This is a genomic window from Cryobacterium sp. TMT1-66-1 (genome assembly GCF_004403435.1).
In the GTDB taxonomy this organism is placed as follows: Bacteria; Actinomycetota; Actinomycetes; order Actinomycetales; family Microbacteriaceae; genus Cryobacterium; species Cryobacterium flavum.
Window position 1 is genome coordinate 192,532 of record NZ_SOGP01000022.1, and the last position, 17,235, is coordinate 209,766.

The following is a 17,235-nucleotide window of genomic DNA, read 5'->3' on the forward strand; positions in this document are numbered from 1 at the left end:
CCTCAGGCGGTGGGTTCGAGTACGAAGACGGGAATCTCGCGGTCGGTCTTGACCTGGTACGCCGCGTAGTCGGGGAATGCCGCCACGGCGCGCTCCCACCAGACGGCCTTCTCGTCGCCGGTGACCTCGCGGGCGCGCATGTCCCACTTCTGCGGGCCGTCCTGCAGCTCGACCTCGGGGTGCGCCACAACGTTCGCGTACCAGACCGGGTTCGTGGGGCTACCGCCGAGCGAGGCGACAGCGGCATACTGGCCGTCGTGCTCAACGCGCATGAGCGGAGCCTTGCGCAGCTTGCCGCTCTTCACTCCGACGGTCGTCAGCACGATGACGGGCATGCCGCGCAGGGTCGTGCCCTCGGTGCCGCCGGACTTCTCTATCTGGTCGACCTGGTCGCGCACCCACTGGGAGGTGCTTGGTTCGTATTCTCCGATGAGAGGCATGCCTGCCGTAACGCGCGGGCCGCCGGGAACATTCCGCCCGGCTGGCCACGGCGAGTCGTACTAGAGTCGAGACACTCCTCGTAACGCGGCCTGGGCAGCATAACTCCTGCAAATCGTGGGGCCTGATTTGTGGATGCCTGTAATCTCCCGGAAGTCTTCTGGCCGGCGCGCAAATTGCAGGGGTTATTCTGCCTGAGCAGGTGGAGTGGGGTACGGCAGGTTGGCTAGAGCAGGTGGCCAGGGCGGTGCGGCGCGTATCGGGGAATGTAGCGGCGCAGCAGAACGGCGCCACAGAGGCCGATAGCGCCCATGACCCCGCTGGCCACCGACAGGGACACGAGGGCGGTGATCCCAGCAACGGCCAACGGTGCCGCGGCGCTGCCGAAGTCGGCGGTGAACCGCCAGGCGCCGAGGAACGGTGCCGGATGCGGGCGCGGCGCCAGGTCGGCGCCGAGCGTCATGAGCAGGCCGCTGCCGATCCCGTTGGCCAGCGACAGGAACATGGCCACGCCGATGAACCACTCCACGTTGCTCGGCAGGTCGTGGGTGAAGGCGAGCGCCAGGTGGCCCGCGCCGAGCCCGATCATCGAGGGCAGGGCGCTCCAGATGCGGCCGAACCGGTCCATGATCTGGCCGCTGACATAGAACAGGGCGAAGTCGATTGCGCCGGCGATGCCGATGATCAGCGCGGTGTCGGGGGCGCTGATGCCGATGCTGACCGCCCAGAGCGGCAGCATCACCGTGCGGCTGGCTCGCATCGCCCCGATCAGACCGGCGCCGGTGCCGAGCCGCAACAGCACGTCACGGTGACTCCAAATGGTCTGGAATAATCCCTGCACCGGCACGGCCGGCCGCGCCGTTCCGGTGCTGCTGATGGCGCCCGTGCTTGTGTCGGTGGCGTCGAATACAGTCTCATCAGCGGACGGAGTGGCGAAGGTTTTCGACGGGTCCGGCAACAGCAGCAGCATGACCGACGCGCCGACGCAACAGACGATGAACACCCAGAACACGGCCTGGGTGCCACCGGTGAGGTGAATGAGTCCGGCCGAGAGAAAGGGGCCTACGAACCAGCCAGCCCGAAATACACCGCCCAGGGTCGAGAGCGCCCGCGCTCGATAGACCAACGGCACATAGTTGGTCATGAAGGCGTGCCGGGCCAGGGCGAAGATCGCCGTGGCCAGTCCAACCAAAAAAATACCGAGACCCAGCACGAGCGGGTTGGGAGCCACAATGCAGACGATCACGGCACCGATGGTCAGAGCGGATGCCCCGATCATCGCGTTGCGCTCGCCGATACGCGAGACGATCCATCCGCTGGGAATGTCACCGACGAGTTCGCCGAGCATGACCATCGCCGCGATGACGCCGGCGATGGCGAGAGACGCCCCGAGATTGCTCGCCACCACCGGAATCAAGGGGATGATCGAGCCCTCACCGATCGAAAAGAGCAGGGTCGGCAGAAACGCCACCAGGGCGACCGAGCGCAGGCTGAAGGGGCGGTCGGCGTTGCTCATCGGTTTCGATGCTACTCCCGGCGACCCGGACCCGCCGCAAACTTCGCCCGGTAGGCTGAACGGAACATGATTGACTTGGATTTCTCAGTACAGATCGCCGCGCTGCGGACCACGTTCGGCGACATCCGCTCGGTGATCGACATTGATCGACTGCGCGCGGACATCGACGACCTCAGCGGCGAGGCCGGTATGCCCGATTTGTGGGACGACACCGACCACGCCCAGAAGGTGACCAGCGACCTCAGCCACCGGCAGGCGCAATTGGCGCGCATCGAGAGCATCACGACCAGGCTCGACGACCTTGAGACTCTCGTCGAGATGGCCAACGACGGCCAGGGCGATCAAGAACTGGCCGATGAGGCCACCGTCGAGCTCGCGAGCCTGCAGAAATTGCTCGGCGAGCTCGAGGTGCAGACCCTGCTCAACGGTGAGTTCGACGAGCGCAACGCCGTCATCACCATTCGCGCCGGCGCCGGGGGAGTGGATGCCGCCGACTTCGCCGAGATGCTGCTGCGTATGTACCTGCGCTACGCCGAACAGCATGACTACCGCACCACTGTGCTCGACATCAGTTACGCCGAAGAGGCCGGCATCAAGAGCGCGACCTTCGAGGTCGACGCCGCCTATGCCTTCGGCACGCTCAGCGTCGAGGCCGGCACCCACCGCCTCGTGCGGATGAGCCCGTTCAACTCGGCCGGCAAACGGCAGACCTCGTTCGCCGCGGTCGAGGTGGTGCCGTTGATCGAGCAGACCGAGTCGATCGAGGTGCCCGACGGTGACATTCGCGTGGATGTCTTCCGTTCGAGCGGTCCCGGCGGCCAGTCGGTCAACACGACGGACTCTGCCGTGCGCATCACCCACCTGCCCACGGGCACCGTGGTGAGCTGCCAGAACGAGAAGAGCCAGATTCAGAACCGCGCCGCCGCCATGCGCGTGCTGCAGTCGCGCCTGCTCGTGCTCGAGCGCGAGAAAGAGGCAGCGACCAAGAAAGAGCTGGCGGGCAACATCACCGCGAGCTGGGGCGACCAGATGCGCAGCTACGTGCTCGCGCCCTACCAAATGGTCAAGGACCTGCGCACCGAGTACGAGGTGAACAACCCCAGCAACGTCTTCGACGGTGACCTCGACGGATTCATCTCGGCCGGCATCCGCTGGCGCAAGAAAGCTCCCGAAGACTAAACGGATGCTGAGGCTTCGGCCCCTCGGGTATGTCGCTGTAGGGAAAACGCCAACGGATGCCTAGGCTCTAAGAGCTATGATCCGTTTTGATCACATAACCAAGAAGTACCCCGGCACCACTCGGCCGGCACTGAACTCGATCGACGTCGAGATTTTGCGAGGCGAATTCGTCTTTCTGGTCGGCGCCTCCGGATCGGGCAAATCGAGCTGCCTGCGGCTCGTGCTCAAGGAGGAAAAGCCCACCAGTGGCAGCATTCACGTGCTCGGCCAGGACCTACGGTCGATCTCGAACCGCAAGGTGCCCTACTTTCGCCGCAACATGGGCGTGGTCTTTCAGGACTTTCGCCTGCTGCCGAACAAGACGGTGTTCGACAACGTCGCGTTCAGCCTGCAAGTGATCGGCAAGAGCCGCGGCTTCATTCAGGAAGCCGTGCCCGACACCCTCAAAATGGTCGGGCTGGCCGAAAAGGCCCAGCGCCTGCCGCACGAACTCTCCGGTGGTGAGCAGCAGCGCGTGGCCATCGCCCGCGCCATCGTGAACAAGCCGCAGATTCTGCTGGCCGACGAGCCCACCGGAAACCTCGACCCCACCACGAGCGCCGAGATCATGTCGCTGCTCGCGAGCATCAACGCGGGCGGCACTACCGTGATCATGGCCACCCACGAGGCCGGCATCGTCGACAAGATGCAGCGCCGCGTGATCGAACTCGTGAACGGCGAGATCGTGCGTGACGAACGCCAGGGCGGCTACGCCACCGCGTCTATTCCCGTCGTACTTCCCGCAGCCACAGCGGATGACCCCACCAGCGCCCCCGCGCCCGTCGCGTCGGTCTACGCCCGGCCGGCTGCTGCACCCGAACCAGCGTTGACGCATCCGTCTGCCCCGGTTCCGGAGACCAGCGTGTCGCTGCACCAGGCTGCGGCAGCTGCCGTCGCGGCGGCGTCGACCGCGGAGCCCGAGCCGGTCGCCGCGACCCGCGTGGCCCCGGTGCCCGCCGTTGACGACGAGGTTCCGCCGATGACGCGCCCGGTGCTTCCGGTTGCCCCAAACGATGCCCCAGAGCAGCTCACCCTCGCCGAGAAACTCGGCCTGCGGGCGCCGGGGGAGAAACCCGACCAAACGGGCGAGCAGAACGTGGGGCCGACCCGATGAGGCTCGGTCTGGTGCTGTCCGAGGCTGCGAACGGTCTGCGGCGCAACGCCTCGATGGTCGTCTCCGTCGTGCTCGTCACCTTTATCTCGCTCACTTTCGTCGGTGCGGCCATTCTCATGCAGATGCAGATCGGCCAGATGAAGAACTTCTGGTACGACAAAGCTCAGGTCGGCATCTACATGTGCTCCGACATCTCGCCCGGAGAAACCTGCACCGGCGGCGACGCGTCGCCGGAGCAGATCGCCGCGGTCGAGGCTCAGCTGAAGTCGCCGACCCTGGCGCCGTTCATCGACAACTACTATTTCGAGACGCACGAGCAGGCGTTCGAGAACTTCAAGAAGCAGTTCGCCGGCAACCCGGTCGCCGACTATGTCACGGCCGACCAGCTCAACCAGACCTTCTGGGTGAACCTGAAGGATCCGTCGCAGTCGGCGGTGCTGGTGGAGAGCCTATCGGGGGTCGCTGGTGTTGAAAATGTCGCTGACCAGCGTAAATACCTTGACCAGATCTTCTCAGTGCTCAACGTGGCCAGCTATACGGCCATCGGAATCGCCGGGTTGATGCTGATTGCGGCGGCGCTGCTGATTGCCACGACCATCCGTTTGTCGGCGTTCTCCAGGCGGCGAGAACTCGGCATCATGCGGCTGGTCGGTGCCAGCAACCGCTTCATTCAGACACCCTTCATTCTGGAGGGCGTGTTCGCTGCCCTGCTTGGCTCGCTGCTGGCGGGAGGTGCGATCGTGGCGCTCGTATACTTCTTCGTGCAGGGCTATCTCGGCGCGAGGCTCACCGGCTTCGCCCTGATCGGCATGGATGACGCGCTCGTCGTGGTGCCGATCCTGCTCGTGGTCGGTGCGGTGCTGGCCGCGTTCTCGGCGAACTTCGCGATCACCCGCTACCTCAAGGTCTAACGTTTAAGCGGATGCCGCTAGACTGGTGGGTTGTCTGCCGGATCGGCCGGCGGCATCCGTTTGAATGAAAAGAATTGAGGTGAGGTGCATGCCCAGGGAACGTGGCGAAAAGGTCGTGGCGACCAACCGCAAGGCCCGACATGACTACCTCATCAGTGACACCTACGAGGCCGGGATGGTCTTGAGCGGCACCGAGGTGAAGTCCCTGCGCGCCGGGCGAGCGACCCTCGTCGACGGCTACGCCTTCATCGAGGGCGGCGAGGCCTGGCTGGATGCGGTGCACATTCCGGAGTACTCCGGCGGATCGTGGACCAATCACCCGCCGCGTCGTAAGCGCAAACTCCTTCTGCACAAGAAAGAGATCGTGAAGATCAGCCACAAGACCAAGGAGGGCGGTTACACGCTCATTCCGCTGCGAATTTACTTCGCGGACGGTCGGGCCAAGGTGGAGATCGCCGTGGCCAAGGGCAAGAAGGAGTACGACAAGCGCCAGACGTTGCGCGAACGCACCGACAAGCGCGAATCGGATCGCGCCATGTCGGCGCAGCGCCACCTGGGCGACTAGGCACCCCAGGCCTTCTGTTGTAAGATAGGGGGCTGCACCGAAACTGGTGCAGATTGGTAACTCAACAGCGTGTGACACGAACCCGTCGCTCTGCGCTTTAAGGCGTGCGATGTGTATGGGGATGATCGGTTTCGACATTGTTTGCGCAATTGTGAGAAGCGGGTCGAGGATGCAGGGTTATCTCGTAAACGATCTCTGCAAAACAATAAGTGCCAAATCAAACCGCACTGACTTCGCTCTCGCTGCCTAAGCGAAAGCACTAACGAAGTCCGCCAGACCGGGAATGCTCTCTACCCGGATCCTGACGCCATTTAGAGAGCTTGCTTCTACATTGAGCCACGGGGCGTAGAGGGACTTAAACGAAGGCTGGGCCTGTCGGAGTAGATGCCAGTGGCAAATTCCGGGGCCGAGAAAGCGATTTCACTGGATACACCCGTAGAAGGCATATGACCACAGCAGTGGACCGGGGTTCAATTCCCCGCATCTCCACCATAGGTTCTGTCACACGCTGTTGAGCTTCCGCGCTCTACTGAGGCCGCCCAATTGGGCGGCCTCAGTAGTTTCAGCGCAATATTTCGGCACCCTGATCGTGCCGGGACAGTCTTGGTAGCGGTGGTGGCGTTCAGAACTGCGGAAATTTCTGTCCAGAGCTGTGGATTTCGGCAATTCCAGGCCGATTTCGCGGAAATCTCCGCAGTTGCAGCGTTCAGGGCGTGGTGGGTCAGCGCAGGCGCAGGCCGATCGCGGTGCGGATGGGTTCGCGCTGGCCCCCGGAGTGCACGATGAAGTCGCCGTCGACCGTGAGCTGGCTCGCGTGGCAGCGCAGAGCCGCCGCGACGGTGTCGTGTTGGGCCTCGAGGTCGAACCATTCAGCATCCGCTGTGGGGGTGTCGATGATCTCGGCGTAGGGGATCGCGAGGCTGCGGCTGGCGCGGAGGGCGGCGTCGTGCACGCGCACGTGATCGGGATGGCCATAGCCGCCCGTGGCGTCGTAGCTGATGACGAGGCTCGGTCGCACGTGTCGGAGAATAGCGACGAGGTCAGTGGTGATCTCGGAGAGCGGTGCGCGAGCGAGGGCATCCGCTTCTGAACCGGCGGCCGGGCCGGCCAGCCCGGGACGTATCCACTCCATGCCGGAGTCACGGTAGCGGCGTGCGGGCAGCCCGGGCGCGCGGGCCGGTTTGTCGCCGAGCCAGAAGCCGTCGTTGATGCCGAGGGTGAAGGCGGCGCGTTCGAGTTCGCGCTCGCGCTCTTCCGCCAGGGCGGGGGTGCCGGCAAGCACCGAGAGCGACCCGGCAACGACTTCACCGCGCTCACCGCGCGTGGCGGTGACCAGGCTGATGCGGATGCTGCGGCTCGCCAGATACGCGATCAGCCCGCCGGTGCTGATGGTCTCGTCGTCGGGGTGCGCGTGTACGAACAGCACCGAGGTGACGGAGTCGAGAATGCTCATACGTCAATCAATCGGTGGCCGGACGGCGGGTTCGGATCGACGAGGTCGTCGTGGTGGATGGCGTCGACGAGGGTGTGCAGAGGCTCGCCGCTTCCGCCCCACTGCAGCGAGATGATCTCGGCAGCGATCGAGACGGCCGTCTCTTCGGGCGTGCGCGAGCCGAGGTCGAGCCCGATCGGGCTGCGCAGCCGGGCGAGCTCGGTGTCGGTCACGCCGACCTGGCGCAGGCGTTCCAGGCGGTCGAGGTGCGTGCGCCGCGATCCCATCGCACCGATGTACGCCACCGGTGGGCCGTGCAGGGCCGCTTCGAGCAGGGGAACATCGAATTTAGGGTCGTGGGTGAGCACACAGATGACGGTGCGGGGGTCGATGAGGCCGCCGACGATCTGCTCCCGCAGGTAGCGGTCTGGCCAGCTGACGATGACTTCGTCGACGCCGGGAAACCGGGCATGGGTGGCAAAGACCCCGCGGGCGTCGCAGACCGTGACCCGGTAGCCGAGAAAGGTGCCGAGGCGGGCCAGGGCGGTGGCGAAGTCGATCGCCCCGAACACGAGCAGGCGGGGCCGGGGCGCGTAGCTCGCGAAGAACACCTGCATGCCCTCGCCGCGTCGCTCGCCATCCGCGCCGTAGGTCAGCGTCGTGTTGCGCCCGGCGGCGAGCAGTCCCTGGGTGTCATCGCCGATCGCGTGGTTCGCACGATCAGAGCCGAGGTCACCCTCGAACCCGTCCGGCCGCACCACGAGGTGTCGGCCGATCCAGGCGGCGTCCGGATGCTCGATCACCGTCGCGACGCCGACCGGACGCCCGGCAGCCACGTCGTCGTGCACCCCTTCGAGCAGGCTGAAGGTGTCGCGCGAGACGGGTTCAACGAAGACATCGAGGATTCCGCCGCAGGTGAGCCCCACCGCGTACGCGTCGTCGTCGCTGATGCCGTAGCGCACGAGCTGCGGCACGCCGTCTTCGGCCACCTGGGTGGCCAGTTCGTAGACGGCGCCTTCGACGCAGCCGCCCGAGACCGAGCCGGCCACGGTGCCGTCCGCGCTGACCAGCATGGAGGCACCGGCCGGGCGCGGCGCGGACTGGAAGGTGCGCACAACCGTGGCCAGACCGGCGGTAGCACCGTTCTCCCAGCCGCTGAACAGAGTATCCAGTACTTCACGCATCGTGGTCTCCCTTCGCTCTAGCGGCCGGACGCGCGCCGACCGATTTGGTATGCGATGAACGCTACCGTGGCCAGCAGTCCCAGAAGTTTCACCGGGTCGCTCAGCTGGTCGGTGATGACGCCTTTGACCAGGGTCATGGCGTCCAGGCTCGGCGCCGCAGCGGGTGCCGAACGGTGCGGCACCGGGCGGGGCGGCAGGCCGGGCCGGGCCGGGGCCTCCGCTGTGACGTCGGGCAGCGTGTCGGCGGCGGGGGCGTCTCCCGGCGGAATGTCGGTCACATCGGTGACCGCCCGCGGGGAGGCCTGCGCGAGGGTGGCTGGTTCGTCGACGTGGTCGCCGACGGGAGTTGCAGTGCTGCCGTCGTCAGACCCGCCGCTCTCGATCAGCTCCTGCAGATTGCCGGCAAACAATCCCATCATCTGCTCGGTGACGCTGCTGATGACGCCTTTACCCATGGCCGCAGCCTTGCCCGACAGGGACAAGTCAGCACTGACCGTGCCCTGGGTCACGCCGTCGGTTTCGACCAGCACGAGCGTGACCGTGGCCTGGGCCGTGCCCTGCCCGCGAGTTTCCTGAGCCTTGCCCGAGAAGACGGCGCGGTGCGTGTCAGCGTCGCGCTCGTCGACATTCATCTGGCCGCGGTATTGCATGGTCACTGGGCCGAGTTTGACCTTCATACCCACCTGGTAGTTGTCATCGGAGAGCTTGTTCAGAATCTGCGCTCCCGGGACACAGCCGGCGACACGCTCGAAGTCCATCAGGGTGTTCCACACCGTGTCGACGGGGGCGGCGACGGTGAAGGTGGTGTCGATTTGCATCAGGGTGTCCTCTGCTGAGTCATGACGATTGGGTGGGAAGTTGGTCGGCGAGCGGATGCCCGCGGGTTGTTCTCGGATAGGTCGCCGCGAATTGCGGCCGCCACTTCGGCGAGGGCGACGTAACTGTGCCCGCTGACGAAGGCGTCGCAGTAGGGCAGGGCGGCGGCCATGCCCCCGACCAGTGGCCGGTAGTCCACGGCGGCCTTGCGCGGATTCACCCAGACGATGCGGTGCGCGAGACGGCGGAGCCTCGCCATCTGAGCGTCGACGTCGGCCGGGTCGTCCTGCGCCCAGCCGTCGGAGAACACCACGACCACCGCTCCCCGGGCCAGGCCGCGGCGTCCGAAGTCGTCGATGAACCGACGGATGCTGGTCGCCAGCCTGGTGCCGCCGGCCCAGTCGGTCGCGGTGGCGGCCGCCTGCGCGAGCGCCTGGTCCGGGTCGCGCAGCGCGAGCTGCCGGGTCAGGCGGGTGAGGTGGGTCGAGAACACGAAGGCTTCGGCGCGGGCGCCGGAGGCAGCGCCCTGCAACAGCGAGAGGAACACCCGGGTATACGGCTCCATCGAACCGGACACGTCGCAGAGCAGTACGAGCCGTCGTGGTTTCGGGAGGCGCCGCGTGAAGTGCAGGGCGATCGGGTCGCCGCCGCTGCGCTGCGCGGCCCGAACAGTGCGGGCCAGATCGAGCCGGTCACGGCTGTGTGGCGTCGGATGCGCGCGCCGGCTGATCCGGGTCGGCGTCGACAACACGATGCGGGCCACGAGCTGGCGCAACCGGGCCAGCTCCTCGGGCGCGAGATCGGCGAAGGCCATCTCGTGCAGGTGCTCGTCACGGGACGCCATGGCGAGAATGGCATCACGCTCGGGGCCGTCGCTGTCGTCGCTCGAGCCCGCGCCGGGCAGCGGCGCGGGCGGGCTGGCCTCGGATTGAGGCTCGGGAGCGCCGGCCGGTCGGTTGGTCGGCGGGGCGGCCTTCGTGCGGGTTTCGGAGCCGATCGCCGGGGGAGCGTTGGGGTCGCCGCGGCTTTCGGCCGGGTCGAGCCGGCCGTCGAACACGGCGCTGAACACCGCGTCGAAGCGGTTGAGGTGCTGCTGCCGGGAGACGAACACGATGCGGCAGGCCCAGTACAGGGCGGCCCGGTCGGTCGGGGGGATGAGTCGAAGCGCCTCGGCCAGCCGGGCGGCCCGGTCGGGCGAGACCGGAAGCCCCGCCCGGTGCAGGGCGGTGCTGAAGCCGGCGGCGAGAGCCGCCGCTTCGACCGGTGGATGCCGCACGCGGTCAGGCACCGGCAGCCTCGGCGACCCACGCGGAGCCGCGGGACGCTGCCAGGCCCTGATCGTCCCGGTTCTTCAGCACGAAACCCCAGGTCTGCTCGACCGCGCGGGCGCTGAGCTGTTCGATTCCGAGCACGCCGAGGGCGCTCACCCAGTCGATGGCCTCGGCGATTCCGGGCGGTTTGACCAGGTCGAGCGAGCGCAACCGGGTGATCGCGGCCGCGGCATCCGTCGCGATGGCCTGCGAGCTGCTGGGCACCCGACGCCGCACGATCTGCGCGATCCGCTCCGGACCGGGGTAGTCGATCCAGTGGTACAGGCAGCGCCGGGTGAGGGCATCGTGCAGGTCGCGGGTGCGGTTGCTGGTGAGAATCACGATCGGCGGGTGGGTGGCCTCGACGGTTCCGAGCTCGGGAATGGTCACGGCCGCCTCGGCAAGCAGCTCGAAGGTGAAGGCTTCGAACTCGGCGTCGGCGCGGTCTATTTCGTCGAGCAGCAGCACGGCCGGGCGCGGGCCGGCATGCTCGATCGCCCGCAATAGCGGGCGGCGAAGCAGGTAGTCCCGCCCGAACAATTCCGTTTCGGCCAGTTCAACGCCGCGCGCCTCCGCCAAACGGATACCGAGCAGCTGCCGCGGGTAGTTCCACTCGTACAGGGCTTCTCCGGCGCTGATTCCCTCGTAGCACTGAAGCCGAAACAGTTCGGTGTCGAGCATCCGGGCCAGCGCCTTGGCAATCTCGGTCTTGCCGACCCCGGGTTCGCCCTCGAGCAGCAGCGGCTGCCGCATGCGCACGGCCAGAAACACCGCCGTTGCGAGGCCCTCATCGGCCAGGTAGTCCTCGGCGTCGAGGGCGCTCTGCAGCGCGGCGACGGAGGGCACCAGTTCGGCCACGGAATCCGCGCTCATTGCTCGCACCATTGGCGACAGGCCAGGGCTCTAGCGCGCGGTCGCATACCGCTCCGGATTCGCCAGAAACGCTCTGCGGCATCCCGCCGCACAGAAATACACGGTCTCGCCGCCATGCTCCACCTGCAATGACGAGGTCAGCGCGGCCACCGTCATGCCGCAGACCGGGTCGATCGCGTTGCCAGCCGGTTCAGCGGCGCTCGCCGCGTCAACTGCAGCAGCATGAGACGGATACCCGCGCCCGGCCCGTTCCTGCACCAGCTGCGCGAAAATGGACACCGCGATCTCGCCGGGCGTGCGCGCCCCGAGGTCGAGCCCGGCCGGACTGAACACCCGCGCGCGCTGTTCGGGCGACACGTCGAGCGAGGCGAGTACCGCCGCGCCCCGCTTCGGACTGGCCACGAGCGCGATATAGGGCACCCCGGCAGCCAGGGCGGCGAGCAGCGCCGGCTCTTCGTCGCGGCCGTGGGACGCGACGATGAGGGCGGCGTCGCCGGCCTGCGGGGCGGCGGTCGCGCCATCCGCTTGCACGAGGTCGAAACCCACGAGCGGTGCCAGGGCGGCGAGTGCGTCGGCGTCGGGGGTCGACCCGACGACGACGAGGCTCGGCAGCGGAATGCGCGGTTCGAGAAAGATCTCGATCGCACCATTGCTCACGCAGGGGTTGGAGACCTCGACGGCGCCGTCTTCCACAATGCTCGACGGCACACCCGCCACGACCCTCAGCAGCAGCGGCTGGCGGCTTTCGAGTACCTGCAGACTGTACAGGCGAACGGATGCCTCCACGCACGTTCCCCCGACGAACCCGTCAATCTCGCCGGTCGCGCGCACAAGCGCCGTGTCGCCGGCGTGCGCGCTCGTGGGGCGCTGGGCGCGCACGACCGTCGCGTGTACGAAGGCCTCACGGCGTGCAACGAGCTCCCGCTCCAGGGTTGCCTGGCCCACGGTTTACACCGGAGGTCTCGTGCGGCCTTGCATGGCCTCCCACACGCGGGCGGGCGTGCACGGCATATCCATGTGCACGACGCCAAACGGGGCGAGGGCGTCGACGACGGCGTTGACGACGGCCGGGGGAGAGCCGACGGTGGCCGATTCGCCGACGCCCTTGGCGCCGATCGGGTGGTGCGGCGACGGGGTCACCGTGAAGCCGGTCTCCCAGTCGGGCACCTCCATGGCGGTGGGAATCAGGTAGTCCATGAACGAGCCACCGAGGCAGTTGCCCTCGGCGTCGAATTCGATGAATTCCATCAGCGCCATTCCGACGCCGTCGGTGAGGCCGCCGTGAATCTGCCCCTCGATGATCATCGGGTTGATTCGGGTGCCGCAGTCGTCGACGGCGATGAACCGGCGTACCTTGACGTGTCCGGTGCCCGGATCGACGTCGACGACGCAGATATAGGCGCCGAACGGAAAGGTGAGGTTGGGCGGATCGTAGGTGACCTCGGCGTCGAGGTTGCCGTCGATGCCCTCTGGCAGCGCGACCGTGCCGTGGGCGCCCATCGCGATCTCGGCGATGGTTTTGCCCACGCTCGGGTCGCCCTTGACGAACCAGCGGCCCTTCTCCCATTCGAGGTCTTCCGGGCGGGTTTCGAGCATGGCCGCGGCGATGAACCGGGCCTTCTCCCGCACCTTGCGGGCCACGAGGGCCACGGCGGCGCCACTGACCGGGGTGGACCGGCTGCCGTAGGTGCCGAGGCCGAACGGGGTCTGGTCGGTGTCGCCGTGCACGACGTCGATGTCCTCCGGCGGAATGCCGATCTCCTCCGCCACGATCTGCGCGAACGTCGTTTCGTGGCCCTGCCCCTGGCTTTGCACCGAGATGCGCACGACCGCCTTGCCGGTGGGGTGGATGCGCAGTTCGGCGCCGTCGGCCATGCCGAGGCCGAGAATGTCCATGTCCTTGCGGGGGCCGGCACCGACCGTTTCGGTGAAGAAGGAGATGCCGATGCCCATCAGTTCGCCGCGTTCGCGTTTTTCCTTCTGTTCGCGGCGCAGTTCGTCGTAGCCGGCCATCTTCATCGACAGCCGCATGGTGGGTTCGTAGTTGCCGGAGTCGTACTCCCAGCCGGTTTTGTTGGCGTAGGGAAACTGCTCCGGTTTGATGAAGTTCTTCAGCCGCAACTCGGCGGGATCCATCTCGAGTTTGCGGGCCAGGATGTCGACCATCCGCTCGACCAGGTAGACCGCTTCGGTGACCCGGAACGAACAGGCGTAGGCCACGCCGCCGGGTGCCTTGTTGGTGTACACGCCGGTGACGGTGCAGTGCGCAGCGGTAAGATCGTAGCTGCCGGTGAAGATGTGAAAGAAGCCGGCCGGATACTTGGTGGGCTGGGCGGTGGCGTTGAAGGCACCGTGGTCGGCGAGCACGTTGGTGCGCAGGCCTAAGATCTTGCCGTCCTTGGTCGCCGCGATCTCGCCCTGCATGATGTAGTCGCGGGCGAACGAGGTGCTCATCAGGTTTTCGGAGCGGTCCTCGACCCATTTCACCGGTTTGCCGGTGACGATCGAGCCGACCACGGCGAGAATATAGCCCGGGTAAATGCCGACCTTGTTGCCGAATCCGCCGCCGATGTCGGGGGAGACCACGCGAATCTTGTGCTCCGGAATGCCGGAGACCATCGCGAACAGGGTGCGGTGGGCGTGCGGGGCCTGCGTGGTTTCGTACAGGGTGAGGCGGCCGTCGATGGGGTCGAAGTCGGCGACGGCGCCGCAGGTTTCCATCGGCGCCGGGTGCACGCGCGGGTAGACGATCTCCTGCGTGACCACGACGTCGGCGCTGGCGAAGACGGCATCCGTTTCGGCCTTGTTGCCGGCTTCCCAGTCGAAGATGTGGTTGTCGGTGCGGCCTTCGAGGTCGTCGCGAATGACCGGAGCGCCCGGATCCATCGCCTTGCGGGCGTCGACGACCGGCGGCAGTACGTCGTACTCGACCTGGATCAGTTCGAGGGCGTCGCGGGCCGCATAGCGGTCTTCGGCGACGACGAACGCCACCTCCTGGCCCTGAAAGCGCACCTTGTCGGTGACGAGAACGGCCTGAACGTCCATCGACAGGGTCGGCGCCCAGGCCAGGCCGAGTGCCTGCAGGTCGCTGCCGGTGATCACGGCGAGCACCTTGGGGTGCGCGAGGGCCTCGGTCGTGTCGATCGAGACCAGCCGGGCGTGGGCGACGGGAGCGCGCAGAATGGCACCGTGCAGCATGCCGGGCAGTACGATGTCGTCGACGTAGTGGCCCTTGCCGCGCACGAAGCGCGGGTCTTCCTTGCGCTGCATGCGGCCGTGGCCGACGGGCCGATCGTGGTCGCCGGCGGCCGGGTTCGACGGGCGGTCCTCAAGGATAGTCATGCGTGCACCTCTTCATCAGTTGTTTCAGCGGTGGCCCCGACCGGATGCTCGGCCGCCCACTGAATGGACCGCACGATGGTGGCGTAGCCGGTGCAGCGGCAGATCTGGCCGGAGATGGCTTCGCGAATCTCCAGTGGTTCGGGATGCGGGTTGTGGTCGAGCAGCGCGCGGGCGGTGAGCATCATGCCGGGAGTGCAGAAACCGCACTGCAGTCCGTGCTCCTCCATGAAGCCCTGCTGCACCGGGTCGAGGGTGGCGCCGTTGGCGAGTCCCTCCACGGTCGTGATCGCATGCCCGTCGGCCATGGCCGCCAGTACCGTGCAGGATTTCACCGGCTGGCCGTCCATCAGCACCACGCAGGTGCCGCAGTTGGTGGTGTCGCAGCCCCAGTGCGTTCCGGTGAGTCGCAGGTCGTCGCGAATGAAGTGCACGAGCAACACCCGCGGTTCGATCTCGCGAGTGACGAAAGTTCCGTTGATGGTCATGCTGATCTGCATTGGGCTCAACTCCTAAATCGTAATCTCGGAAACGGATGCCGCGGCGCGACGACAGGCCGCCCGCAAGACCCGACGGGTCAGTTCGTCGGCGAGGTGCCGCTTGTAGTCGATCGGGCCGCGCTGGTCGGCGAGGGGATCGCAGGCGAGGGATGCGAGGCGCCCGGCCTCGGTGAAGATTTCCTCGGTGGGAGCCTGGCCGACCAGCACCGCTTCGACCTCGGTGACATTGCGGTCAAGTCCGACGGCGGTGAGTCCGACGGCCACCTGGCTGATCGCGCCGGCGGAGTCGAGGCTGACCGAAGCGCCGGCCGCGGCGACGGCCCAGTCGCCGACGCGGCGCTCGACCTTTTCGTAGGCGCTGCTCGAGTCGGAGCGAATGGGTATGCGCACCTCGATCAGCAGTTCGTTCTGGGCAACGGCCGTCTCGTAGGGGCCGCGGTGGAAGTCGGCCATGGACAGCATCCGCTCACCGGCCGGACCGCGAACGACGGCCACCGCTTCGAGAACGTGACAGACCGTGGAGAGATCTTCGGCCGGGTCGGCCTGGCAGAGCGAACCGCCGATGGTGCCGCGGTTGCGCACGATCGGGTCGGCGATGACCCGTTCGGCGTCGGTGATGATGGGAAACAGGCGCTTGACGTCGTCGGATTCCAGCAGGGTCGTGTGTCGGGTCATCGCGCCGATACGCAGCACGTCCTTATCGACGAGCAGGTAGTCGAGCTCGAACAGGTCGTTGATGTCGATCAGCCAGTCGGGGCGGGCGAGGCGCAGCTTCATCATGGGGAGCAGGCTGTGGCCGCCGGCGACGACCCGGGATTCGGCCCCGTGACGGTCAAGCAGGGCGAGAGCGTTGTCGACCGAACTGGCGCGAACATAGTCGAACGGAGCCGGAATCTGCACGGGCTTCTCCTCACTGAGAAGTTTCCATGGCGCCGCGCATCGTTGCGCGACACCGTTATGTGCCACAGCTTGCTCCCCGCCGCCGAGACTGTCAATATCGACCTAAGCGAAAGGTTATGAGCTGTGGCAATGACGCTGAATCAGCTGCGGGCCTTTGCCCTGGTGGCCCGACTCGGGTCGCTGCGTGCGGCCGCGGCCGCCCTGAACATCAGCGAACCGGCGGTGTCGTCGTCGCTCGCCGCGCTGCGCCTCGACCTCGGCGACGCCCTGTTTGTGCGTGCCGGCGCCGGCATCGCCCTGACCGCCGGCGGGCGGGCGCTCGCCGACCACGCCCAGGAGATCGTAGGCCTGGCCGACCGGGTGCGCTGGGAGGTGTCGCACGCCGAGGAATCCACCGCGAACCTTCGGGTCGTCGCCACGGCCGGGTTCGCCGAGCACGCGGCCGGTCGGCTGCTCGACGCGTTCACCCGTCGGGTGCCCGGTCATTTTGGCGGCATCGATGTGGTGGTCGAGTCCGCCGATGACGTGGGGTCGCTGCTGCAGGACCACGCCTACGACGTGGCGCTCGGAGCGAGGCCGCCGCAGGGAAACCAGCTGGAAGTGGTGCCTTTTCTGCGCTACCAGCGGGTGCTGGTGGCCGCGCCGGAGCATCCGCTCACCCGGCTGCCGCCGTCGCTCACCGCACTCCTGAAAGAACTGTGGTTCAGCGGTCCGGCCGGGGTGGAGGAGTTCACCGCCGAGAGCCGCTGGTTGGCGGCATCGTTTCTCGCCTCAGCGCTCGGAGTGCCAGAGATCGTGCCGCTCAGCAGCGAAACGGATGCCCTCGCCGCGGTTCGCGACGGCGAGGGCATCATGCTCGCGTTCATGCACATCGTGCGGGCCGAGGTGGCGGCCGGATCGCTCGTGGTGCTGCCGGTGCCGAACACGCCGATTGCCGGGTTGTGGTGTGCGAGCACCCTCGATCACGGTCGGGCACCGGCCGCAGCGCGCACCCTGCAGCGGTTCGTGACGACCGCCGAGGCCACCGCAGCGATGCTCGCTCCTGGCGGTTCCCGCGGGGTCGCGCGTCGCGGCAGCAAGGTGCACGTGGCCCTCTGGAGCTGAGTCTGAGTAGACTGG

General features: G+C 67.0%; 16 protein-coding genes and 1 other RNA gene. 6 read left to right on the forward strand and 11 right to left on the reverse strand.

The genetic code is table 11. The features are described from left to right. Positions 1–2 precede the first annotated feature (2 nt). Both E3T29_RS16110 and E3T29_RS16115 read right to left on the reverse strand, forming a co-directional pair. A complete protein-coding gene (locus E3T29_RS16110) occupies positions 3–440 on the reverse strand; it encodes a nitroreductase family deazaflavin-dependent oxidoreductase (protein ID WP_092341370.1) in 438 nt (145 codons plus the stop codon). A gap of 224 nt (positions 441–664) precedes the next feature. Then, positions 665–1,954 (reverse strand): MFS transporter, encoded by a 1,290-nt coding sequence (locus E3T29_RS16115; RefSeq protein WP_134346557.1) that lies wholly within the window; start codon positions 1,952–1,954, stop codon positions 665–667. Between the two features lie 66 nt (positions 1,955–2,020). Between E3T29_RS16115 and prfB the strand changes: the two genes are divergently transcribed. The 5 genes from prfB to ssrA all read left to right on the forward strand — a co-directional run bounded on the left by prfB (position 2,021) and on the right by ssrA (position 6,254). Further along, complete coding sequence (prfB, locus tag E3T29_RS16120) at positions 2,021–3,133, forward strand: peptide chain release factor 2 (protein WP_092341372.1); 1,113 nt, start codon at positions 2,021–2,023, stop codon at positions 3,131–3,133. A gap of 76 nt (positions 3,134–3,209) precedes the next feature. Continuing rightward, a complete protein-coding gene (gene ftsE / locus E3T29_RS16125; RefSeq protein ID WP_134346558.1) occupies positions 3,210–4,286 on the forward strand; it encodes a cell division ATP-binding protein FtsE in 1,077 nt (358 codons plus the stop codon). Next, on the forward strand, positions 4,283–5,197 hold the full coding sequence (ftsX, locus tag E3T29_RS16130) for a permease-like cell division protein FtsX (RefSeq protein ID WP_134346559.1): 915 nt from the start codon (positions 4,283–4,285) through the stop codon (positions 5,195–5,197). The genes ftsE and ftsX overlap by 4 nt, the downstream gene beginning before the upstream one ends. An 88-nt stretch (positions 5,198–5,285) precedes the next feature. Continuing rightward, positions 5,286–5,762 carry an SsrA-binding protein SmpB gene (smpB, locus tag E3T29_RS16135; RefSeq protein ID WP_092108491.1) on the forward strand — a complete coding sequence of 159 codons (477 nt, stop codon included), beginning with the start codon at positions 5,286–5,288 and terminating at the stop codon, positions 5,760–5,762. A 117-nt stretch (positions 5,763–5,879) separates the two neighbouring features. Continuing rightward, positions 5,880–6,254, forward strand: a transfer-messenger RNA (tmRNA) gene (gene ssrA, locus E3T29_RS16140). A gap of 229 nt (positions 6,255–6,483) precedes the next feature. Here ssrA and E3T29_RS16145 read toward each other — a convergent pair. Genes E3T29_RS16145 through E3T29_RS16185 form a run of 9 tightly spaced genes read right to left on the reverse strand, consistent with a single transcriptional unit; the run spans position 6,484 to position 16,116 of the window. Continuing rightward, positions 6,484–7,215, reverse strand: a complete 732-nt coding sequence (locus tag E3T29_RS16145) for a PIG-L family deacetylase (protein WP_134346560.1) — start codon at positions 7,213–7,215, stop codon at positions 6,484–6,486. Beyond that, positions 7,212–8,378 carry an XdhC family protein gene (locus tag E3T29_RS16150; RefSeq protein ID WP_134346561.1) on the reverse strand — a complete coding sequence of 389 codons (1,167 nt, stop codon included), beginning with the start codon at positions 8,376–8,378 and terminating at the stop codon, positions 7,212–7,214. The genes E3T29_RS16145 and E3T29_RS16150 overlap by 4 nt, the downstream gene beginning before the upstream one ends. A 17-nt stretch (positions 8,379–8,395) precedes the next feature. After that, a complete protein-coding gene (locus E3T29_RS16155) occupies positions 8,396–9,196 on the reverse strand; it encodes an SRPBCC family protein (RefSeq protein WP_134346562.1) in 801 nt (266 codons plus the stop codon). Next, on the reverse strand, positions 9,196–10,482 hold the full coding sequence (locus E3T29_RS16160; protein WP_241987858.1) for a VWA domain-containing protein: 1,287 nt from the start codon (positions 10,480–10,482) through the stop codon (positions 9,196–9,198). Before E3T29_RS16160 ends, E3T29_RS16155 begins: the two co-directional genes overlap by 1 nt. Next, a complete protein-coding gene (locus E3T29_RS16165) occupies positions 10,475–11,377 on the reverse strand; it encodes a MoxR family ATPase (RefSeq protein ID WP_134346564.1) in 903 nt (300 codons plus the stop codon). Before E3T29_RS16165 ends, E3T29_RS16160 begins: the two co-directional genes overlap by 8 nt. Before the next feature lie 30 nt (positions 11,378–11,407). Then, complete coding sequence (locus E3T29_RS16170; RefSeq protein ID WP_134346565.1) at positions 11,408–12,322, reverse strand: XdhC family protein; 915 nt, start codon at positions 12,320–12,322, stop codon at positions 11,408–11,410. 3 nt (positions 12,323–12,325) lie between these two features. Further along, positions 12,326–14,719: an aerobic carbon-monoxide dehydrogenase large subunit gene (locus E3T29_RS16175; RefSeq protein ID WP_134346566.1), complete on the reverse strand. Its 2,394-nt coding sequence runs from the start codon at positions 14,717–14,719 to the stop codon at positions 12,326–12,328. Beyond that, positions 14,716–15,216, reverse strand: coding sequence for a (2Fe-2S)-binding protein (locus E3T29_RS16180; protein ID WP_134346567.1), 501 nt, complete (start codon positions 15,214–15,216; stop codon positions 14,716–14,718). The genes E3T29_RS16175 and E3T29_RS16180 overlap by 4 nt, the downstream gene beginning before the upstream one ends. A 12-nt stretch (positions 15,217–15,228) precedes the next feature. Then, positions 15,229–16,116, reverse strand: a complete 888-nt coding sequence (locus E3T29_RS16185; RefSeq protein WP_134346568.1) for a xanthine dehydrogenase family protein subunit M — start codon at positions 16,114–16,116, stop codon at positions 15,229–15,231. Between the two features lie 129 nt (positions 16,117–16,245). On the opposite strand from E3T29_RS16185, the gene E3T29_RS16190 reads away from it, so the two are divergent. Then, on the forward strand, positions 16,246–17,220 hold the full coding sequence (locus tag E3T29_RS16190; RefSeq protein WP_134346569.1) for a LysR family transcriptional regulator: 975 nt from the start codon (positions 16,246–16,248) through the stop codon (positions 17,218–17,220). The last annotated feature ends 15 nt before the right edge of the window (positions 17,221–17,235 follow it).